Below are 22362 nucleotides of genomic sequence, written 5' to 3'. Positions count from 1 at the left end.
ACAATACATTGGGTGATGAAAAAATGATATTATCTTGTTCAGGACTTACTAAATCTTATTCAGGAAAAGAAGTCCTAAAAAATATAACATTCCATATAGAAGAGCATGATAAGCTTGCCATCATAGGTGTTAATGGTGCTGGTAAGAGTACATTGCTTAGAATTCTTTTAAATGAAGAGGCTTATGATGATGGTATGATGACTATTGCGAAGAATATTCGTATTGGTACATTGAATCAGGAACATAAGTTTGATCTTAATAAGAGTATTTATGAAACATTGGAAGAACCTTTTGAAGATTTAAAGAAAATAGAGAAACGTATTCGTGAATTGGAACAGGAAATGGCTGTGACAAATGATTTAGATACAATTATGAATCAATATGATTCTTTATTATCTAAATTCCAGGATGAAGGCGGTTATGCCATGGAGTCACAAGTCAAAGGTGTTTTGAATGGTTTAGGTTTTGATGAGGATATGTGGTATAAACCAATTGGTATTTTATCTGGTGGACAGAAGACAAGAATTGCGTTAGGTCAGTTGTTATTACGTTCTCCTGATTTATTATTACTTGATGAACCGACTAACCATCTTGATGTAAATTCTATTGAATGGTTGGAAAACTATTTAAAACAATATAATAAAGCTGTAATTGTGGTATCTCATGACCGTTATTTTATTGATCAGGTGTCTACTTCTATTATGGAAATAGAGAATGGTAAAAGTAAGATTTATAAATGTAACTACTCTAAATATGCTGAAATCAAGAAGCATGATCGTGATGTAGAATTAAAACATTATTTAAATAACCAGAAAGATATTAAACGTATGCAGGAGTCTATTGACCGTTTAAAATCTTATAACCGTGAAAAACAGATAAAACGTGCTGAGTCTAAAGAGAAAGCACTTGAACGTATGGAGAAGGTTGAAAGACCGAAGAGTCTTCCTTCTAGTATCCGTTTTGCATTTGTCCCTGAAGTTGAAAGTGGTTATGATGTTTTAAAAGTAGACGATGTCGCTATGGCTTTTGATAAGCCATTGTTCGATTCGGTATCTTTTGAAGTTAAGAAAGGTGAAAGAGTTGCTTTACTTGGTCCTAATGGTGTAGGTAAAACAACAATGTTCCATTTGATTCTTAAAGATTATTTACCTGTACATGGACGTATTCGTTTAGGCTCTAAGGTAATGATTGGTTATTATGATCAGGAACAGACTTCTTTATCTCCTGAAAAGACAATCTTTGATGAAATACATGATGCTTATCCTGATATGAATAATACAGAGATTAGAAATATCTGTGCTGCATTCTTATTCAAAGGTGAAGATGTATTTAAAACAATTGATGTTTTATCCGGTGGTGAAAAAGGACGTATTGTCTTAATCAAGTTATTACTTAATAAAGCTAACTTCTTGATTCTCGATGAACCAACAAACCATTTAGATATTCAGTCTAAGGAAGTACTAGAAGATGCATTATTAGATTTCCCTGGTACTATTCTTTTTATTTCTCATGACCGTTATTTTATTAATAAGCTCGCTACTAAGATTGTGGAAATGAATCCTCATGGTGATGAAATATTTGCTGGTAACTATGCTTATTACCTTGAACATCGTAAAGTAGAAGAAGTTGTGAAAGAAACAGCGGTAAAGGTTCAAAATACTATTGATAAGAAAAAGAAGAATAGATTAAAGAAGATAGAAAATGATATTTCTGACTTTGAAGAGAAGATCAGTGCGAAGGAAGAAGAACTCCATAGCGATGAAGTGATGAATGATTACCAGAAGTATAATGAAATCACTGCTGAACTAGAAGGCTTAAACAATCAATTAGAAGAACTCATGATAGAATGGGAAGAACTTTCAGAAGAGATGAACGCTTAAAAGGACTAGGAGCAACCCTAGTCCTAATTTCTTTGTTTTAAGTTGTAGATAAGTATAAATGCGCAGATAAAATCACCAATGATTGACACAATAAATGGATAGAATGCATAAATATCTTTTAATGTCGGCAAGAAAGATAATACAAATATCTTCTGTGAATAACATAAGAATTTAATCCCTATCACCATAAAGGCAATCATATAAGTAAACCATAAACAATAGTGTGTGTAGATACCTCCTGGCACAACATGCTTAAGTCTTTCATATTCATTCTCTGTTCCTCTATTATGAGATAACTTAATATACATATTCTTATATATCTTGAGATTCATACGTGAGAACATAATGATTGGAATATAGAGTAGTGTCCAGAAACCAATAGTCCCTAAGTAAGGACACAATAAACCACTCACAATAGAAGCACCCATACATATATAGAAAGAACGTGGCATAGTGAATGTCATTCCCTCAGGATCAAAGTAATCATACAGTTCTCTTCCACCATAACGATGTAACCATTTATTTCTTTCATCATAAACAGTCTTAATAGATAAAACATTAACCATCAAACCGATCATATAGAGTACTGTATTCATTAATTCCCCTCTTTTATTGATAAGAGTGACAGTACTGTCCCCATCTAATTGATAGAGGAAAAGCATGATAACTGAAGTCACAACAACTAGCATCACTGAAAGAATAAAGTAAGCATTATAAAGCGTATCTTTTTCTGAATCATCAGCTTTTTTAATACGATATTCCATCAAGCCATAAAGGCCTGTTTCTATTAATATAACAAGACTTCCTAAACCTATAGGAGGATTAATTAGGAATACAAACCAGCTTATTAGCGATAAAATAATAGCGTTCATATTAATCTCCTTTCCATCCTATCATACACTAAAAAAAACATCCGGAAAAGTCCAGATGTTCATTTATTATTCAACATCGAAGTCGTCTGATAAGTCTTCGCCATTAGTAGCGATGACTTTCTTATACCAGTAGAATGAATCTTTCTTATAACGATCAAGAGTTCCTACTTTTTCATCTGTAGTATCTACATAGATGAAACCATATCTCTTTCTGATACCTTCATGAGTTGATACTAAGTCGATTGCTGACCAAGGGCAGTAACCCATCATTTCGATGTTTTCAGTAACAGCCTTATGTAACTGTTCAATATGTGCTCTTAAGTATGCAATTCTGTAGTTATCATGAACACGACCATCTTCTAATGTATCGTAAGCACCTAAACCATTTTCAGTAACGATCATTGGTAAATGATAACGAGAATACATTTCTCTCATAGTTGCTAAGAAACCATCAGGGTCAATTTCCCAACCGAATTCAGTCTTCTTAAGGTTTGGATTTTCATATCCCTTATAGTAACCTGCTTCACCACGAGCTGACTGCTGGTCTGCACCCGGATCTAATTCTTCATCAGCTGCTGCTTTCTGTACAGTTGCAGTTGAATAGTAGTTGAAACCAATGAAGTCTGGATGTGCATTCTTCATTGCTTCTTCATCACCTTCAGCAAATGTTGGTGTTGCATCATTTTCTTCTAAGTAAGTCCATACTAAGTTATTGTATTTTCCATAAACAGCCATATCTAAATATAACCAGTTTCTGATTGCGTTGAATTCCTGAGCTGCTAAAATATCTTCTGGCTTACAAGATGCTGGATATACATAAGAAATGTTTGGAGCTGGACCAATCTTTGCATTTGGAAGCATTTCATGACATAAAACCATAGCTTTAGCCTGAGCAACTAACATATGGTGGTTCTGCTGATATACTTCTTTTAATACATTTGTAGTACCTTCAGGAATTCTTAATGTACCAATAAGTGGACCAACTAAAGTAAGCATGTTCTGTTCGTTGATAGTTAACCAATATTTAACTCTATCACCGAAGTTTTCAAACATAACTTTAGCAAAATTAACGAACCAATCTACTGATTCAGGATTAGACCAAGAACCTCTCTTGTCTAATGCATCAGGCATATCGAAGTGGAACATAGTGACTAATGGTTCGATATTATATTCTAAACATGTATTGATCACATCATTGTAATGATCGATACCTGCCTGGTTGATTTCACCAGTTCCATTAGGAATAAGTCTAGTCCAAGCGATTGAGAAACGGTATGTCTTGAATCCCATTTCAGCCATTAACTTGATATCTTCTTTATAACGATGATAATGATCTGCACATACATCTAAAGATGCAGTTCCTGCTGGTAATTCTTTAACATCCTGACATGATGGTCCTTTACCATCTGATAAGTTTGCACCTTCTACCTGATAAGCTGAAGTAGAAGCGCCCCATAAGAAATCTTTTGGAAAAGCTTTTAATTTGTTGTCTAACATTTTGTGTGTCTCCTTTTCTTTTCTGACACCATTATAACGGAAGATTTCAAAAAATAGGATTCTTTTCAATTCTAGAAAAAAAGAGAAAATGTTTTTACATTTTCTCGCTTATCTTGCACCTTTTTTAAAAAAGTATTTTAGATTTTCTTTTCCATTAAGTATCTTAGAAGTCTTTCTCCACGTCTTTCATTGATTTGTTCTTCAATAACTGTATAACCTTTAGATTCAAAGAATGGTTTAGATGTAATAGATGAAGTCACATTAATGACATGACAATCATGTTTTTTTGCATAGGCTTCTAAATCTTCTACAAGTTTTGATGCAATCCCTTTTCTTAAATAATCAGGATGAACATATAAACGATCTAAATAACCTGTTTTACCAATATTACCAAATGCAATTAATTTCTCATCTTGTTCTACTACGATAGTATGATTCTTTTCTAAAGATTTTTCCCAATGATATTCATTGGCTTCTTTTGGTGCAATGGCTTCTAATTGGTCTTCTGTATAATCATTCTTATTGACTTCATGGACAGTGACATAAAATAAATCCATAACTGCATGAAGATCTGTGTCCTTGTATTCTCTAAATTCCATTTATATCACCTCTATTTCATACATCACATTATACCATTATTTACCAATAAAAAAAACGGTCATCATAGACCGTTTCGATTAAATACCGAATAATAAATCAATGTAGTTTGGAATTGGATACTGCTCGGCACTTACTTTAGTTTCTAAGCTATCAGCAGTTGCACGTAATGCATCCATAGCAGGGATAACTAAATCCCTCCATGCAGTCGCATTATCTAATGTAGAAGTATCAGTTGCATCAGCTTTATTAATAGCATCTTCTAATGTAATCATCTGTTCACGCATAGTTGAAAGTAAAGAAGTTAATACCTTTAAGTCTTCAACCATGAATGTATTGTCTACACCAGCCTTAGCTACTTCTTTAGCATCATTAGCTAAAGTACCACATGCTTTTACATATGCTGGATATAATTCAGTCTTAGCCATTGATAAAGCAGTTAAAGCTTCAACGCGGATTGTCTTAGCATAGTTGTCTAACTGGATGTCATAACGTGAATCAATTTCAGCTTCAGTGTATACACCATGTTTTACAAACATTTCACGGATTGCAGGTTTCTTTAAGCAAGAACATGCATCTACTGAGTTTGCGTGGTTAGGTAATCCACGTCTTGCAGCTTCTTCTTTCCATTCATCTGAATAACCATCACCATTGAAAATGATTCTTTCATGATCTTTGAAAAATTCTCTAATGATATCATCTAATGATTCACCTGCATCTAATTTAGCAGCCATCTGATCATATTCTTCAGCCATGATAGCATTTAACATAGTGTTAACTGATGCAACTGACTGAGATGAACCAACCATACGGAATTCAAATTTATTACCTGTGAAGGCAAAAGGAGATGTTCTGTTTCTGTCTGTTGAGTCTTTAGAGAAATCTGGGATAACTGATACACCAGTACTAAATCTTTCACCAGTAGTCTTATTCAATTCTTCACCATCAACGATAGCTTTAATAACTTTATTTAAGTCATCACCAACGAATGCTGAAACAATTGCAGGTGGAGCTTCGTTAGCACCTAATCTGTGGTCATTACCAGCACATGCAGCAGATAATCTTAATAATTCAGCATATTCATCAACACCCTTGAGAGCACATGCAAGAGTAGCTAAGAAAGGCTTATTGTTGATTGGATCAGGTCCAGGATTAAATAAGTTAATACCTGTATTAGTCATTAATGACCAGTTGTTATGCTTACCAGAGCCGTTAACACCTTCAAATGGTTTTTCATGTAATAAACATCTTAAACCATGTTTCTTAGCAATATCCTGAGATAACTGCATAACTAATGCGTTGTTATCAGCTGTTACGTTAGCTACTGTATATACACATGCTACTTCATGCTGTGCAGGAGCAACTTCGTTATGCTTAGTCTTTGAAGGAATACCATATTTCCATAATTCGTTATCAAGATCCTTCATGAAGGCACCTACTTTACGTTTAATAGAACCAAAGTAGTGATCTTCTAGTTCCTGACCCTTAGGAGCAGGAGCGCCATAAAGAGTACGACCAGTTAACTTTAAGTCAATTCTCTTCTGCCAGTATTCATCTAATACTAAGAAATATTCCTGTTCAGCACCAACTGAAGCAGTCACTTTATCAACACCTTCTAAACCAATCTTAGTTAATAAGTTAGAAGCTGATGCACTTAAAGCATCACTAGCACGTAATAATGGAGTCTTTTTATCAAGTGCTTCACCAGTATAAGAACAGAATAATGTAGGAATATATAAGCTACCGTCTTTTACAAAGGCTGGAGAAGTACAATCCCATGCAGTATAACCACGTGCTTCGAAAGTAGCACGAATACCACCAGATGGGAAAGAAGAGGCATCAGGTTCACCTTTTCTCAATGTCTTACCACTAAATTCAAGAACTGCTCCACCATTTCCATCTGGTTCTAAGAAAGCATCATGCTTTTCTGCAGTTAAACCAGTCATTGGCATAAACCAGTGAGTGAAATGTGTAGCACCATTTTCAACAGCCCAGATTTTCATTGCATTTGCAATTACTGTTGCAACTTCTTTTGAAAGAGGTTCTCCCTTATCTAGAGCTTCATGGAAAGCTTTATAAATAGATTTAGGAATGCGTTCCTTCATAGTTTCGTCGTTAAATGTATAACGACCGTATTCATCTAAAAGTTTGTTCATTTCCATACGATTACATCTCCTTTTTATGGGTATGATTGTAGCAATAAAAAATATTCGTGTCAATACTTTTTTATCACTGTGCAATAATTTTTATCATTCACTTCTTATTGCAACCACATAGTATCACAAAATGTAGGCTTTTAACCACTCTAATTCACTTTTTTTCACTTTTTAAAAAATATTGCTTAACTTGTTATTTGATGATAATAAGACTATAATTGTGGCGAGGTGAAAAATATGTTTGGAAAACAGAAAACATTGATCATAGATCATGATAGCGAACGTAATAATCGCATTAAGAATTATCTCGACCAGGATCATTTCACTTGTTATCAAGCAAAGACATTGGATAAATTTAATTCTCTTTATACAAACAACAATTATGATTGCATTATTCTAGAAGATGTATTCCCCGGTATTAATACGAATAAGTTCCTAGTAAACAATAGACGTAACTCACAAGCTATAACTATAGTTCTAAGTGATATGTTAAATGAAGCTTACTTAGAAGATTTATTAGATGCCGGTGCTGATGATTATATTGTAGTACCCTTCTCATTAACATCTTTATTAAGAAAGATTCAAGATGTCTATAAAATGGGTGTTTTAAGACCTAGAAAGATCTACCGTTTTAAAGATATTATATTAGATGATACTGCCAAGACCGTTTTATTAAATGATCATTCAGTCACTCTAACTAAAAATGAATTTAAACTATTAAAAATGTTGATGTCACATCCCTATCAACCTTATACTTCAACCAAGATTTTTGAAGGTATCTGGGGTGATAGTGTTTATGCAGACGATCAATCAGTCATGAACCTAGTAAGTTCACTTATAATTAAATTAAATAGAACAGGCTCTCATGAAGAGTATATCAGACGCTTTGGCGCAAACTCATATAAGATGGCCATATAAAAAAAGAATGCATATCGCATTCTTTTTTCTTTTAGCTTCTCTTATTGATTTTTCTTCGTCTTCTGTTTTCGCGTCTTTCTTTCTTTTCAATCTTACGATGCTGGTCAGTATAATCCGCTACTGTACAGTGGATACGTTTATTAGATTCGCAAATTGCGTCTACAAATTCATATCTATCTTTTGGGAATGTACTATATCTCTTCTTTAAATCTGTATATAATTCAATAGCATGAGGTCTAGTGACTAAATCAGCCATTCTTGATACTGGATCACAAATGACTTCACATGACATTAAGTCTACTTCTTTTTGTGGTAATAATCTTCTTTTGAAGATTAAAGTTTTGCCATCGACGATATATTCATAAGGACGACATCCTAAGAAATAAAGATACATTGCAGCCAAGAAAATTGAAACAATAATAAATGACTGCTGATCCAATGATTTTAATACAAACATGACGATATCATAAACCCAAACAAGAGTTAAAGCGCCTAGCCAAATACCAACAGCTAAATTTGGTTTTACCTTGAATTCTTTCATAAAAAAAAGCCTCACTTTCTTTTCTATTATACAATATTTAGCCCATTATTACAATAAAAAAAGAAGAGAGGCAATGCTCTCTTCCCAATGTCGAAATTATTATAATAAATTTTAATTAAATTATTCAGCAGCTTGTTTAGCCTGGAATTTTTCGTAGGCAATTAAGAATGGAATGTAAACAACTACTGAAACTGCAAGAACAACTAACTGTGCTACAGCACCCATTAGGTTACCACCTGTAGCAACGAAACCGAATAATACTGGTGGCATAGTCCAAGGTACTTCAAGTACGATCTTAGGACAGAATCCACTAGAAACTAAGATGTAACCAATAATAACAGTTACAACTGGAGCAAAGATAAATGGAATGTCTAGGATTGGGTTCAATACTAGAGGGATACCAAATGTCATAGTTTCGTTGATGTTAAATAAACCTGGAACGATTGAGATACCAGCGATTGTTCTGTTATCTTCACGTTTAGAGAAGATAAGAATTGCGATTACTAAACCGATAGTAACACCAGAACCACCGAATTCTGCGAACATCTGAATCATAGTTAAGTTCATAACATATGGGATATCATGATGAGCAGTATAAGCAGCAGTGTTAGCGTATAATAATGGTCTGAAGATTGGTTCCTTAACAGCAGCAACCATGTTGTTACCATGGATACCTACGCACCAGAATAACATGATGATTATATACATGATACATACTGCAACAAGGTTGTTACCAATGATATTCTGTAATGGTTTCTGAATTACGTTATAGATCAACGCATTTAATTCAGCACCAGTAGCTAACTGACATACTAATCCAACAGCACCAACAACGATTGCAGTTAAGCAAGTTGGGATTAATACTTCGAATGCACGAGCAACTCCAGGTGGAACCTGTTCAGGCATCTTGATCTTTAATGCATCATTCTTACGGAACATATTGTAAAGTTCCATACCAAGGATTGCAACGATAAGACCTGTGAATAAACCAGTTGCACCAGTGTAGCTTGACATAATACCACTGTAGCTGAAGCTATCAGCTGTAATTTGATGTTTAGCAGCTTCACCAGTTACATTAATGAACTGACCTAAACTAAAGCCATGAGAAATACCTTTAGCATCGATGTAAGAAGCACCTAAGTCCTTAGCAGCGAATGTTGTAGGAGTTACCATCATCCATAAGATGAAGCCTAAAACAGCAGGGTAAGCACCAGTTTCACCATTTGCTTCAGCGATTTCAGAAGCAACTAACATAGTTACACCGATTGTGATACATGAGATTGTAGCATACTGCATAGCAGCAAAGATTGGGTTAAGTACTTCTAAAGCCATGATTGGTTTCCAGATAGCACCTAAACCAGTTGATGAGTTAACTAAAACGTTTGTCCAAAGTACACCAACGGCACCTGAGATAGTAGCTGGCATGAAGTTCTGGAACCCGTTCTTAATAGCATTAAGATACTTGTTCTGACCACACCATGCGCCGACACGTCCTAGCTTATCAGCAAAAGCGTCCATAAATTTTCCTCCCTAAATCTTTTCGACAAATACAGTATAATCGCTCTTTGTAAAAATGTCAACGGTTACATTTTAAAATGTATGGTACTTTTAAGTTTAATAACCCGATTTTGAATCGTAAATATTTTAAATTCTATTGAATGTAACAATACATTTTTTGATTTTTGTATTATGTTACATTTTTTTATTTTTTGAAAATATTTTTATGTTGGTTGGCTAAGTTCATGTAAATTTTGTGATTATGTTACATAAAAAAGACAGCCCATTAAGACTGCCTTCATATAAAAATATTGATTATTGTTCTACAATTACTGTCTGGAATTCATAGTTTGCATAGTGACGTCTATTGAATGTCAGTTCGAAAACAGAGCCGTTTGAGAGATAGGTTGTCTGTTCTTCCTGGATATAAGGTTCCCCTTCTGCAAGTCCTAAGAATACTTGTTCTTGTACTGTAGACAGAGCAGATGTGATCTTTAAATGACAGCTCTGAACAGTTAGATGAAGCTGATTGATTACAAATTTATATAATGAATCTTTTAATACATCTGCTTTTAGATTAACTAAACGATAAAGCGGAATATAAGTAATCTCTACACAATAAGGTTTTCCATCCACTGATCTATTTCTAATAATATGATAAACGAAGTCTCCTTCATCAATCTGTAATTTTTTCGCAATTTTTTCATCACTCGGTATAACTTCAAATACCTTAATATCTGATGTAACATCATGTCCTTCAAAACGCATAGAAAGACTACGTGTACGCACTGTTTCATTTAGTTCAGAAACATTAAGTTCCTTCACAAATGTTCCTGCCCCACGACGACGGATAATAAGACCTTCTTTTACAAGAATCTCTAAAGCCTTCTTCATTGTTTCTTTATTACAATGATAATTGACACATAATAAATATTCATAAGGAAGCTTCTGGCCAGCAGTATATTCTCCCGACTTAATCTTCTCTCTAATTGCATCAGCGATATCTCTATACTTTGCCACAAAACCACCTCCTTACATAAAAATACCATACTTTAAAAAAGAATGCACTGTATAATTCTTATTTTGTGATTTTTTTACACCAAATCTCTTCATGTTCTAAATTATAGAGTGTGAATGTTTCATTTTCATAAACTAAAAAGCTTTTTACACCCTGTTTTGGTAAAGAGATAGAGTTTGGATTCACTGTATAGAAGCCATGGTCTTCAAATACAGAAACATGATAATGTCCATAAAGGAAAACATCACCCTTCTTTAAATAAGGCATATTGTCTTTATTGTAAAGATGTCCATGAGTAATATAGAAGTCATGTCCATCTACATTTAATAATGCATAATCACTTCTCATAGGGAAATCTAAAACCATCTGGTCTACTTCAGCATCACAGTTACCTCTTACTGCAAGGATCTTATCTTTATATTTATTTAATAAAGGAATGCACTTTTTAGGTGCATAGCCTTCTGGTAAGTCATTTCTAGGTCCATGATATAAGATATCTCCTAGGATGATTAAACGATCTGGCTGTTCTTCATCAAAGTAATGCATTACTTTTTCTAGGTCATTATAAGAACCATGAATATCTGATATGATCATTAGTTTCATTTTATTCCATCTCCAATCCGATTGGGCAGTGATCGCTACCCAATATGTCACTGTATATCAAACTCTCTTTTATTCTCTCTTTCAATGATTCAGAGACAATAAAATAGTCAATTCTCCATCCTGCATTTCTTTCTCTTGATTTAAACATATAACTCCACCATGTATAAGCATCCTTCTTATCTGGATAAAGATATCTAAATGTATCAATATAGCCGTGTGATAAGAGTTCTGTCATCTTACTACGTTCCTGATCAGAGAATCCTGCATTATGATGATTGGACGAAGGATTCTTTAAGTCTATTTCATGATGGGCCACATTGAGGTCTCCACAAAGGATTACTGGTTTATTGAGAGCATCTAAATAGGCAAGGAAGGCATCTTCCCATTCCATACGATAATCTATTCTAGCAAGCTCTTTTTTAGAATTAGGCGTATAACAAGTTACAAAGTAATAGTCTTCAAATTCTAGTGTAATAACTCTTCCTTCCTGGTCATGTTCCTCTACCCCTATTCCATAAGATACAGATAAAGGCTTCATTCTAGTCAGTATTGCAGTTCCACTATAACCTTTCTTAATTGCATCATTGGTATAAAGTGTATAACCAGGAATATCTAAATCAATCTGATCCTTTTGTGCCTTTGTTTCCTGCAAAGCAAAAATATCAGCATCCAATGATTTGAAACTTTCTAAAAAACCTTTCTTTAAGCAGGCACGAATGCCATTTACATTCCATGATACGTATTTCATATTCTCTCCTCAAAAAAGAAGGAGCTAAAAAGCCCCTTCTCCATTTTCTGCAATCGCATAACGAACAATTGTTTTCAGTTTTTCACTTGGTGTCTTCTCATAATCATTTAAGTAAATCTCATGATGGAATCCTTCTAAACGCATATTCTGGATAGTGATGAACTCCATGATCTGCTTAGTTGTATTGATTTCAGTATTATAAGCACCCTTATGTAGCATCTGTACGCAATGTCCTTCAGTCATCCTCTTAAGATATATATCTACAATGTAAGGATTATCCTTCTTGTTAGCTGCTTTCTGTTTAATAATTTCAAATGTATTAGGATCTAGAAGCTTTGGCTGTGCCATCATCAATGTAAACTTGATCATCTTTTTACGAGTAACGTCAAACTTCGAATTATCATAGGTATCCCATAATCCTTCTAGTGGCGAAATAAGATAAACAAGGTTCTTTTCCTGTTTAAAATACTCTCTAATTTCAGCTGACATGATTCGAAGAGCTTTTGACTTTAAATGGAACTCTTCTACTTCAGGATTACCGATTCCATCAATCATGATGAAATTGAATTCTGGGACATCAACGATATCAATCTTCTTTGTTGATGCATCATATTGTTTCTTATACTCTTTACGTATACCTTCCTTCATTACGGCGCCTCCTTTCTTAAACGTAAACATTATACAAAAATTCACATGGAATTACTACTAATTTAGTATTATTTCTAAAGAATGTCTTGATAATGTGTCAATTTCATTAATATACTTTTGGGCATTGATTCATAACTGACAAAAAAAGCTATTCACAAAGAATAGCCTAGATTTACTGTCAGTACTAAATTTTATCAAGATTCCAATATTTTGCAACAGTTTTTTTTATAATAATTTCATTGTCTTGATAACCTGTGGTTCATTAGGCATATCATTCCAAGGTGATCTTTTAACATTCGCAATCTTATCTACTTCTTCTAATCCTTCAGTGATTAAACCAAAAGCAGCATAGTCACCATCTAGATGTGGTGCATCAGCATGCATGATAAAGAACTGAGATGAAGCAGAATCCTTCACCATTGTTCTTGCCATTGACAAAACACCTCTTGTATGCTTTAGGTTATTAGTCACACCATTAGATGCAAATTCACCCTTGATAGATGCTGCTGGATGTTCTTTCATATCAGTATCATATCCACCACCCTGGATCATGAATCCTGGGATAACACGATGGAAGATCAAGCCATCAAAGAAGTTATTTTTAATTAAGTTTACAAAGTTTTCTACAGTGATAGGTGCTACTTCAGGATATAATTCACCCTTCATTACATTGCCATCCTGCATTTCAATTTCAAATAAGATTTTTTCCATAATTGTTCTCCTTTATTTGATTTCTCCTTATTTTAACATATTTATTCTATCTCTAATAGTAAAAGCTGTAACAGATCATCTATTACAGCTTCTTATTATTATAATTTCTTATACATTTCCGCAATAATTTCAGCAGCTTCATCTAAACCATAATCACTATTAATAGTTAAGTCAAAATTCTTTAACTGACCCCATTTGTTTGTTGTGTAGTAATTATAGTAATTAGATCTTTTCTTATCTCTTGAGATAACATACTTCTTTGTATTCTCATGCTCTTCTTTATATTCTTCTTCTACTCTCTTAATACGTGATTCAAGAGGTGCATGGATAAAGACTCTTAATACTTTATCATAGTCTTCAAGAATATAATCAGCACATCCATTTACTATGATACATGAATCGTTATTTGCAAGATGACGAATGATTTTAGATTGTGTTGCGAAAACCTGATCATTTAAAGGCATCTGGAAAGTTCCTCCAGCCATTCCATATAAGAATCCTGAACTCTTTTCCTGAGCCGCTTTCCTAATTGTTTCAATATCAAATCCAAGTTCCTGTGCAGCTAAATCAATAATCTGGTTATCGTAATAAACAAGTCCTAAAAGATTAGCTACTTTCTGTGCTATGATACGTCCACCAGAACCATATTCTCTTGCGATTGTAATAATTTTAGGCATAAGACAAAACCTGCCACTCAAAATGTGATTAAATATACTCACATCGAGATAATGTAAGTTCTCACGAACATTACTTACTATGTCATCGTGTATGCTTTTGATTGACAAAAATCATATCTACTCACAAGTTCTTGTACACTCCATAGTCGTAAATTCCCGAAATAGCCTTCGGTACATACCTACGTTTGCGTTTGTTTATGCAACTTCGTAAGTCGTAGCATCTCTCAGATTAGTAGCAGCATTGAAATCTCTGTCTTCGATATAGCCGCAATCACATTCGAAAATTCTATCTGAAAGCTTTAAATCTTTCTTGATATGCTTGCAGCAATGACATGTCTTAGATGATGGGAACCATCTATCTACTGTTCGTTGTTCAATTCCATTCTCTTTGCATTTAGTTTCAAGCTTCGTTTTAAATTCATAAAACTTCTGCGAATCAACTGCCTTTGAAAGATGCTTGTTCTTCATCATTCCTGATACGTTTAGATCTTCAATCGTTATATAAGACGGCTTGGTTTTCACTATCTCTGCGATTGTCTTATTGATGTAATCAGTACGAATATTGTCAATTCTATGATGAAGCTTCTGTATCTTAAGCCTTTGTTTTTGTATATTTCTTTTTTGAGTGGACTCTCCTTTCTTTAGATTTTCATACTTTCGAGAAAGACTTCTCTGTTCTCGAATAACCTTTTTTTCAAGTTTCTTTAATTTTGCAGATTTATTGATGTTCTTATAAGTCTTGCCATTAGAGACAATCGCAAAGTCCTTTAATCCAAGGTCAATGCCAATTCCTTTTATTCTTGATTTCTATAAGAACTGAAACATAGTATCTGTCAGCCTTTATTGAGACATGACCGCTCTTAATCACATATCCATCTTTTGTAGTTGGAATATATCCTTTCTCTTTGATGCGGACCCAGCCAAGTGACGGAATCTTAATTCTGTGTCTTTCACAACTGCAATCTTTTGGATTATTCCTCACAAAATACATCTTCACATCAGATCTGCCTTTCTTCTTGAATTTTAGAAAGGCGCTCTTGTGATTAAAGAAATCTTCAAATGCGGTCTGTCCGTTATCTACTGCCTGTGTTACTGATTTTGAATAAGCTTCCTTGATCAAGGAATATTCTGGATGGCTAGGAAGATACTCATTGTTGAGCCATACTCTAAACTGGCTGCTGCTCATAAACTTTTTGCCTCTTTCATGAAGTTCCTTATTATGAGCAAGATAGAAGTTATAGATAAATCTGCAAGTACCTATTGTTTTACGAATCTTGACTTTCTGCTCCTCTGTCGGATTAATTTCCGTCTTGAAGCTCTTCAGCAATTTCCTCATCCCTTTCTATCTGTTTTTTATACTTACGAAGCCCCTGCAACTGGCAGGAGAACACATGAAGTATTGAAACAATATCCTGCATGAGTTCTCCATCTGATTCCTAATCTAATTATAGTACAAATGGAAAATCCATGCATCAAGTTCAGCTTCATGAGCGCCGTTTAATAGGCGTTAATAAAATTTAATTTTCGCTAACTTGTGGTTTGTGGGTATTCAAATTATGCTTTTAATTTTTTCCATTACTTCATCTAATAAATCGTTACACAGTTTCCATAATCTGCAATACACTGGTCTACAATAACTTTTTTGCATTACAGAACTATCTTAAAAATACAACTTGATTTAGTAAATGATGATTATAAGTATAATAATGCCTATTAGTTTGGGGTTGGTTTGCCTTTAGAGTTCCTTCTCTATCCCAACGTTATAATAACTTAACAGATACGCCTAAAGATTCAGCAAAATCCTTTGGCTTATAATTTGTGATATTTGTTGTGTTCATTTTAACGCTCTCCCTTGAGGGAATTTGAACGCATTTAATCACAACTGTCAATATATTTAGTTACTTATATTTCCTCCTTCTATAAGTTTATTTTATCACAAGTACAAATGAATATGTAAGAAACTTTATTCCAAATATTGAGATATGTTATAATGCATGGGAAAGAGGTGGATTATGGAATACCATGTTTTAGCAAGTGGTTCTAAAGGAAACAGCACATTTATTGTAGAAAAAACTACAGGTATTTTAATAGATTGTGGTATCTCAAAGAAACAGTTGACTTATCGACTCAAAGAGATTGGATATACAATAGATGATATAGATTATGTATTATTAACCCATGATCATACAGATCATAACAAGAATATACATATATTTGATAAAGAGATGGTATATACCGCAAAAGGGAATATAGCGGATCTAGATGAGGATCATGAACTTATTCCTTATACAAGTTATACTTTTGGTGATATAGAAGTGTATGTATTACGTGTTTCACATGATGCGACTAATCCTATTGGATTTATTTTTAGTGGTGATGAAACACTCCTTTATATGACAGATACAGGTTATGTATCACAGAAGAATAAAGAACTTATTCATAACTTGAATTATTATATTATAGAGTCCAATCATGATATAGGGATGTTGATGGCTACACGTCGTCCTTTTTCTTTAAAGAATAGAATCATGGGTGATACTGGACATTTAAATAATGAGTACAGTGCTCATTTAATGTGTGATGTGATTGGTGAGAATACGAAAGAGATTGTACTAGCCCATTTATCACAGGATGCCAATACAAAAAAAAAGGCGTTAGAAACTTATTATTCTATATTTGATGAAGAAAAGATGACATTTGATAAAGAGATGATCAAAGCAGCAAGCCAAACATCAGTGGTTTCTGGAGGAAAATATGAACATTAAAATTATTACTGTAGGTAAGTTAAAAGAGAAGTATTTAAGAGATGGTGTACAGGAGTATGTAAAAAGACTTGGTGCGTATGCTCATGTAGAGTTGATTGAAGTACCTGATGAAAAGATACCTAATAACCCTTCACTTGCAGAAGAGACACTTGTGAAAAGCAAGGAAGGAAGAAAGATTCTTGATCATGTGAAACAGAATGATTTTATGATTCTGTTAGATGTTGCTTCACGTGAGATGGATTCAGTGGCTTTTAGTCAATATATTGAGAAAAAGATGATTGATGGTTATTCTACTATTGATTTTGTGATTGGTGGTTCCTTAGGACATGGAGCGGATGTTCTTACTAGAGCTGATTTTAAATTATCTTTTTCACCAATGACTTTCCCTCATCAATTAATGCGTCTGATTCTTGTAGAACAGATTTATCGTGCATTTAAAATCATGAAGAATGAAACATATCATAAATAATGTCCATACATAGTATGGACATCTTTTTTACGTAAAAAAAGAACCTGTAGAACAGGTTCTTGCGTCTTATTTAAGACCGTATTTCTTATTGAATTTTTCAACTCTACCATCAGCACTCGCAAATCTCTGTTTACCAGTGTAGAATGGATGACAGTTTGAACAAGTATCCACACGGATTTCATCTAAAACTGAACCAGTTTCGAATTCGTTACCACATGATGTGCAGATTACTTTTACTTTTTTGTAATTTGGATGAATTCCAGCTTTCATTGTCTTATCTCCTTCCGCCTTGAAATATTTGCTACTTCAAAGTAAGTTGCTAGTGTATTGTACATCATTTTTTATTGAAATACAATAGCTTTTTTAAATTTATTTCTTAGTAATATAACCTAATTTTGTTAACATTTCAGCACTTTCAACAGCACCACCAGCAGCACCTCTTAAAGTGTTGTGAGATAAACCTACAAACTTATAATCGAAGATGTTATCTTCTCTAAGTCTACCAATAGAAACTCCCATACCGCCTTCATAATCAACATCTAATGTAACCTGTGGACGGTTTTCTTCTTCCATGTATCTGATGAAATGTTCAGGTGCATGTGGAAGCTTAAATTCCTGTGGCTGTCCCTTGAAGTTATTTAAACGATCAATTAATTCTTCTTTTGTAGGCTTCTTCTTGAAACTAATAGAAACAGTTGCTGTATGACCATTTAATACTGGTACACGAATACATTGTGCACTAATAACAGGTCCTTCAGCTTTAACAATTTCACCATTTTCAATATGACCAAATACTTTTAATGGTTCCTGTTCAGACTTTTCTTCTTCCCCACTGATTAAAGGAATGATATTTCCTACCATTTCTGGCCATTCCTTGAAAGTCTTCCCAGCACCAGAAATAGCCTGGTATGTACTTACTACAACCTTTGTTGGTTCAAATTCCTTCCATGCTGCTAAGCAAGGTGTATAAGACTGGATTGAACAATTAGGCTTTACTGCGATAAAACCTTTCTTAGTTCCAAGTCTCTTTCTCTGATCTTCGATGACAGCATAATGTTCTGGGTTGATTTCTGGAATAACCATAGGAACATCAGGTGTCCATCTGTGTGCACTGTTGTTTGAAACAACAGGTGTTTCTGTTTTTGCATATGCTTCTTCAATTGCTTTGATTTCTTCTTTACTCATGTTTACTGCTGAGAATACAAAATCAACTTCTTTCGCAATGTCTTCAACATCTGCAACATCTTTTACGACAATGTTCTTGACTGCTTCAGGAATAGGTGTATCCATTTTCCATCTGCCTTTTACTGCTTCTTCATAAGTCTTTCCCGCACTCGACTTACTTGCTGCAAGTGTAGTCACTTCAAACCATGGATGGTTCTCTAGAAGAGTATTAAATCTCTGTCCAACCATTCCAGTCGCACCTAAAATACCAACTTTTAACTTGTCACTCATAGCTTCTCCTCCTATCAACACTAATCGTCAATCATATAACGAGTAATGTGCGCTCCTAATGTGATGAGCTTGTGGTCTATATTATCATAACCACGGTCAATATGGTAGACATTTGTAATTTCAGTTTTACCTTCTGCCATTAAACCAGCCACCACAAGAGCAGCACCACAGCGTAAGTCTGTAGCCATTACTCTTGCACCATGTAGAGGTGTTTTACCTTTTACATAAGCACATGCTTCACCTAATTCAATATCTGCTCCCATCTTATTAAGCTGAGCACAATGCTTAAATCTTTCTTTATAAATAGTTTCAGACACTTTAGATTGTCCATTACCCTGTGTTAATAGAGTTGTTAGAGGCTGCTGCAAATCAGTCGCAAATCCTGGATAGATCTGTGTCTGTACTTCAACAGGCTTTAAGTTTCCATCATTGCCATATACAACAATGCTATCGCCAATCTTTTCCATCTTAATGCCCATTTCCTTTAATTTAGAAATAAGTGCATCTAGATGCTGTGGAATAATATTCTGAATAACCATTTTTTCACCAATTGCAGCTGCAATGATCAAGAAAGTACCTGCTTCAATACGATCAGGAATAATTTCATGATATGCACCATGCATATGCTCTACACCATCAATAGTAATAGTATCTGTACCCACACCACGGATTCTAGCCCCCATCTTTGTAAGAAGGTTGGCTACATCAATGATTTCAGGTTCCTTCGCTGCATTTTCAATAACAGTACGGCCTTTAGCCTTTACTGCCGCTAACATAATATTGATAGTTGCACCTACAGAAGCAAAATCTAGATAGATTTCAGTTCCAATAAGTTCATCAGCCTTTAAATGATATGTTCCTGTTTCTTCATCATAATTGATTTTGGCACCTAATGCTTCAAAACCTTTTAAATGAAGATCAATAGGACGAGGTCCTAAATAACATCCTCCAGGCATTCTAATAGTTACTTCTTTATATTTACCAAGTAATGCACCCATAAAATAATAAGACGCTCTTAATTTATCAACTGCACTACTTACAAGTGGTAAGTTTTTCATATTTCTAGGATCTACACCGATTTCACCTACGGATTTATCCCTTTCAACAATACAATTCAATTCTTCTAATAATGTGGTTAACGCATCAACATCTGAGATTTCTGGTACGTTATATATTTCTACTGGTTCATCTGAGAGAACAATAGAAGGGATCAATGCTACAGTCGCATTCTTCGCACCTGAGATAGTGACTGTGCCGTTAAGTTTATGTCCGCCTTCAATAGCAATTACTTCTTCAGCCATTTTTATACAATCCTTTCGTTAAGGTTATTTAAAGTTTATATATATTAAAAAACAATTAAGTTAAAAGTTAATAAGTTTAAGTCAAAATATTGGATTTTATCTCGACGAATTCATTATATAGTATTTCTTCGAAAATCACAAAGAAAACAGAAAGTAAATGTCCCTTTTTAATAAAAGAATATTTTACTTTTAAAAAAAACATGATATACTATGACCACATGGTCCGTTGGTGAAGTGGTCAACACACTTGGTTCTCATCCAAGCATTCAGGGGTTCGAACCCCCTACGGACTACCATTTTTTTATGCGAATAAAAAAAAGAAAGCCAGGCTTTCTTTTTAAAATGTTTTATTTGTATAAAAAAAATGGCTGGGGTAACTGGATTCGAACCAGTGAAATGGCAGATTCAGAGTCTGCTGCCTTACCGCTTGGCTATACCCCAAAAAAAATGGCTGGGGTAACTGGATTCGAACCAGTGAAATGGCAGATTCAGAGTCTGCTGCCTTACCGCTTGGCTATACCCCAACAGCAATTTATATTATACATATATTTTAGGAGATGTAAAGAGAAAAATGACAAAAATTCGTACAAGATTCGCACCAAGCCCTACAGGGTACATGCATATCGGTAATTTAAGAACAGCTTTATACTGTTATTTAATCGCTAAACATCAGGGTGGCGACTTTATTTTAAGAATTGAAGATACTGACCAGAACCGTGAAGTGGAAGGTGCAACTCAGTTGATTTATGATATTTTAACTGAAACTGGTCTTAACTGGGATGAAGGACCAGATAAACCTGGAGATTGTGGACCTTATATCCAGTCTGAAAGACTTCCTATTTATCATGAATATGCTAAGAAGCTTATTGAGCTAGGCGGTGCTCATTATTGTTTCTGTGATAAAGATGCTGACAATGATTATGATCCTTGTCGTATGCTTGATCAGGCTGAAATTGATGAAAAGCTTGCAGCAGGTGTTCCTTATGTTATTAGACAGACTATCCCTGATAAGGGTAAGGCTACTTTTGATGATGAAATCTATGGTCATATTGAAGTAGATTGTACTACTTTAAATGATTCTATCTTAATTAAGAGTGATGGATTCCCTACTTATAACTTTGCGAACGTTGTAGATGACCATTTAATGGGTATTACTCATGTTGTACGTGGTAATGAATATTTAGCTTCTACACCTAAATATAACCTTCTATATGATGCATATGGATGGGATAGACCTACTTACATCCATTTACCACCAGTAATGAAGGATGAACATGCTAAGTTATCTAAGAGAAATGGTGATGCCTCTTACCAGGATTTAACTAAACAGGGTTATTTAAAAGATGCCATCCTTAACTACATCGCATTACTTGGATGGTCTCCAGCTGATGAAGAAATCCTTTCATTAGATGATTTAATTGAACAGTTCAACATTGAACATATCTCTAAAGCTCCAGCTATCTTTGATATTGATAAGTTAAAATGGATGAACGGTGTTTATTTAAGAAACATGTCATTAGAAGAATTCCACAAAGTAGCTTCTCCTTACTATGACTTCATCACTATTCCTGTAAATACATTAGAAATCTCTAAAGCATTACAGCCACGTGTTGAAAGATTAGCTGATATTCCAGAATTAATGGACTTTATCAATGAAACATTACCATTTGATGCATCTATCTATAAACATAAGAAGATGAAGACTAATCCTGAAAACTCTTTAGAAGCATTAGAATTATCTTTACCAGAACTTGAAAAATGGGAAGATTATGATGATGACGAAGGATTAATGAATATGATGATGGATATTGCTAAGAGCCATGAATTAAAGAATGGACGTATTATGTGGCCTATCCGTGTTGCATTATCTAATAAGGCATTTACTCCTGGTGGTGCTGTAGAAATTGCTCATATTCTTGGCAAAGAAGAAACTTTAAGAAGAATTAGAGTTGCTATCGAAGATTTAAAGAAATCAGTGGCTGAATCAGCAGAATAAAAACAAGAGGCTC

General features: G+C 34.2%; 22 protein-coding genes, 3 tRNA genes and 1 pseudogene. 6 read left to right on the top strand and 20 right to left on the bottom strand.

From position 1 onward, the window contains the following. The first annotated feature begins 23 nt into the window (after nucleotides 1–23). Nucleotides 24–1880: a ribosomal protection-like ABC-F family protein gene (gene abc-f, locus ACFOZZ_RS07355; RefSeq protein WP_376814971.1), complete on the top strand. Its 1857-nt coding sequence runs from the start codon at nucleotides 24–26 to the stop codon at nucleotides 1878–1880. Between the two features lie 23 nt (nucleotides 1881–1903). Here abc-f and ACFOZZ_RS07350 read toward each other — a convergent pair whose 3' ends face one another. The 4 genes from ACFOZZ_RS07350 to ACFOZZ_RS07335 form a co-directional block, all read right to left on the bottom strand. Further along, nucleotides 1904–2752, bottom strand: coding sequence for a hypothetical protein (locus ACFOZZ_RS07350; RefSeq protein ID WP_055234131.1), 849 nt, complete (start codon nucleotides 2750–2752; stop codon nucleotides 1904–1906). 66 nt (nucleotides 2753–2818) lie between these two features. Beyond that, nucleotides 2819–4249, bottom strand: coding sequence for a glycoside hydrolase family 1 protein (locus ACFOZZ_RS07345; RefSeq protein WP_055233492.1), 1431 nt, complete (start codon nucleotides 4247–4249; stop codon nucleotides 2819–2821). Between the two features lie 137 nt (nucleotides 4250–4386). Beyond that, a complete protein-coding gene (locus tag ACFOZZ_RS07340) occupies nucleotides 4387–4848 on the bottom strand; it encodes a GNAT family N-acetyltransferase (protein WP_278779566.1) in 462 nt (153 codons plus the stop codon). Nucleotides 4849–4926: 78 nt separating this feature from the next. Continuing rightward, nucleotides 4927–7008, bottom strand: a complete 2082-nt coding sequence (locus tag ACFOZZ_RS07335) for a glutamine synthetase III (protein ID WP_055233494.1) — start codon at nucleotides 7006–7008, stop codon at nucleotides 4927–4929. Nucleotides 7009–7239: 231 nt separating this feature from the next. Here ACFOZZ_RS07335 and ACFOZZ_RS07330 point away from each other — a divergent pair, with 231 nt between their 5' ends. Further along, on the top strand, nucleotides 7240–7920 hold the full coding sequence (locus tag ACFOZZ_RS07330) for a response regulator transcription factor (RefSeq protein WP_376814970.1): 681 nt from the start codon (nucleotides 7240–7242) through the stop codon (nucleotides 7918–7920). A 31-nt stretch (nucleotides 7921–7951) separates the two neighbouring features. On the opposite strand, the gene ACFOZZ_RS07325 is transcribed toward ACFOZZ_RS07330, so the two are convergent. The 11 genes and pseudogenes from ACFOZZ_RS07325 to ACFOZZ_RS07275 all read right to left on the bottom strand — a co-directional run. Beyond that, complete coding sequence (locus ACFOZZ_RS07325; protein ID WP_215656290.1) at nucleotides 7952–8461, bottom strand: hypothetical protein; 510 nt, start codon at nucleotides 8459–8461, stop codon at nucleotides 7952–7954. Nucleotides 8462–8581: 120 nt separating this feature from the next. Continuing rightward, entirely contained in the window at nucleotides 8582–9979 is a 1398-nt protein-coding gene (locus ACFOZZ_RS07320; protein WP_286696592.1) for a PTS sugar transporter subunit IIC, read from the bottom strand. A gap of 294 nt (nucleotides 9980–10273) precedes the next feature. After that, nucleotides 10274–10978, bottom strand: a complete 705-nt coding sequence (locus tag ACFOZZ_RS07315; protein ID WP_278779571.1) for a GntR family transcriptional regulator — start codon at nucleotides 10976–10978, stop codon at nucleotides 10274–10276. Nucleotides 10979–11036: 58 nt separating this feature from the next. Then, complete coding sequence (gene yfcE / locus ACFOZZ_RS07310) at nucleotides 11037–11579, bottom strand: phosphodiesterase (RefSeq protein ID WP_278779573.1); 543 nt, start codon at nucleotides 11577–11579, stop codon at nucleotides 11037–11039. 1 nt (nucleotide 11580) lies between these two features. Next, nucleotides 11581–12327 (bottom strand): exodeoxyribonuclease III, encoded by a 747-nt coding sequence (locus ACFOZZ_RS07305; protein ID WP_055233500.1) that lies wholly within the window; start codon nucleotides 12325–12327, stop codon nucleotides 11581–11583. Nucleotides 12328–12351: 24 nt separating this feature from the next. Further along, on the bottom strand, nucleotides 12352–12975 hold the full coding sequence (locus tag ACFOZZ_RS07300) for a GyrI-like domain-containing protein (RefSeq protein WP_055289862.1): 624 nt from the start codon (nucleotides 12973–12975) through the stop codon (nucleotides 12352–12354). Nucleotides 12976–13200: 225 nt separating this feature from the next. Continuing rightward, nucleotides 13201–13686 carry a peptidylprolyl isomerase gene (locus ACFOZZ_RS07295; protein WP_022425969.1) on the bottom strand — a complete coding sequence of 162 codons (486 nt, stop codon included), beginning with the start codon at nucleotides 13684–13686 and terminating at the stop codon, nucleotides 13201–13203. 98 nt (nucleotides 13687–13784) lie between these two features. Further along, complete coding sequence (locus tag ACFOZZ_RS07290; RefSeq protein WP_006507084.1) at nucleotides 13785–14363, bottom strand: AAA family ATPase; 579 nt, start codon at nucleotides 14361–14363, stop codon at nucleotides 13785–13787. 195 nt (nucleotides 14364–14558) lie between these two features. Further along, on the bottom strand, nucleotides 14559–15119 hold the full coding sequence (locus ACFOZZ_RS07285) for an RNA-guided endonuclease InsQ/TnpB family protein (protein WP_376814974.1): 561 nt from the start codon (nucleotides 15117–15119) through the stop codon (nucleotides 14559–14561). 22 nt (nucleotides 15120–15141) lie between these two features. Continuing rightward, complete coding sequence (locus tag ACFOZZ_RS07280) at nucleotides 15142–15699, bottom strand: helix-turn-helix domain-containing protein (protein ID WP_376814969.1); 558 nt, start codon at nucleotides 15697–15699, stop codon at nucleotides 15142–15144. A 346-nt stretch (nucleotides 15700–16045) separates the two neighbouring features. Further along, nucleotides 16046–16186: pseudogene (locus tag ACFOZZ_RS07275) on the bottom strand (MerR family transcriptional regulator); the annotation flags it as partial. Between the two features lie 189 nt (nucleotides 16187–16375). On the opposite strand from ACFOZZ_RS07275, the gene ACFOZZ_RS07270 reads away from it, so the two are divergent. Beyond that, nucleotides 16376–17128, top strand: a complete 753-nt coding sequence (locus tag ACFOZZ_RS07270; protein WP_376814968.1) for an MBL fold metallo-hydrolase — start codon at nucleotides 16376–16378, stop codon at nucleotides 17126–17128. Continuing rightward, entirely contained in the window at nucleotides 17118–17597 is a 480-nt protein-coding gene (gene rlmH, locus ACFOZZ_RS07265; RefSeq protein WP_055233965.1) for a 23S rRNA (pseudouridine(1915)-N(3))-methyltransferase RlmH, read from the top strand. Before ACFOZZ_RS07270 ends, rlmH begins: the two co-directional genes overlap by 11 nt. Nucleotides 17598–17663: 66 nt before the next feature. On the opposite strand, the gene rpmE is transcribed toward rlmH, so the two are convergent. The 3 genes from rpmE to ACFOZZ_RS07250 form a co-directional block, all read right to left on the bottom strand. Next, the gene (rpmE, locus tag ACFOZZ_RS07260) at nucleotides 17664–17867 is read right to left on the bottom strand and encodes a 50S ribosomal protein L31 (RefSeq protein ID WP_055233966.1); all 204 of its coding nucleotides are present in this window, start codon (nucleotides 17865–17867) and stop codon (nucleotides 17664–17666) included. 99 nt (nucleotides 17868–17966) lie between these two features. Then, nucleotides 17967–19052 carry an aspartate-semialdehyde dehydrogenase gene (gene asd / locus ACFOZZ_RS07255; RefSeq protein ID WP_055233967.1) on the bottom strand — a complete coding sequence of 362 codons (1086 nt, stop codon included), beginning with the start codon at nucleotides 19050–19052 and terminating at the stop codon, nucleotides 17967–17969. 20 nt (nucleotides 19053–19072) lie between these two features. Further along, nucleotides 19073–20353, bottom strand: coding sequence for a UDP-N-acetylglucosamine 1-carboxyvinyltransferase (locus ACFOZZ_RS07250; protein WP_055233968.1), 1281 nt, complete (start codon nucleotides 20351–20353; stop codon nucleotides 19073–19075). A gap of 220 nt (nucleotides 20354–20573) precedes the next feature. On the opposite strand from ACFOZZ_RS07250, the gene ACFOZZ_RS07245 reads away from it, so the two are divergent. Next, nucleotides 20574–20649: transfer RNA gene (locus tag ACFOZZ_RS07245), tRNA-Glu, on the top strand. A gap of 69 nt (nucleotides 20650–20718) precedes the next feature. Here ACFOZZ_RS07245 and ACFOZZ_RS07240 read toward each other — a convergent pair. Both ACFOZZ_RS07240 and ACFOZZ_RS07235 read right to left on the bottom strand, forming a co-directional pair. Next, nucleotides 20719–20794 (bottom strand) — tRNA-Gln (locus ACFOZZ_RS07240). Nucleotides 20795–20801: 7 nt separating this feature from the next. After that, nucleotides 20802–20877, bottom strand: a tRNA-Gln gene (locus ACFOZZ_RS07235). Between the two features lie 47 nt (nucleotides 20878–20924). Between ACFOZZ_RS07235 and gltX the strand changes: the two genes are divergently transcribed. Then, entirely contained in the window at nucleotides 20925–22349 is a 1425-nt protein-coding gene (gltX, locus tag ACFOZZ_RS07230; RefSeq protein WP_278779560.1) for a glutamate--tRNA ligase, read from the top strand. Nucleotides 22350–22362 lie beyond the last annotated feature (13 nt).

It is taken from the genome of Catenibacterium sp. GCM10023432 (genome assembly GCF_042651925.1).
In the GTDB taxonomy this organism is placed as follows: Bacteria; Bacillota_I; Bacilli_A; order Erysipelotrichales; family Coprobacillaceae; genus Catenibacterium; species Catenibacterium mitsuoka.
Note: the sequence above shows the minus strand (reverse complement) of the source record. Positions and strands in the feature narration are given on the sequence as shown.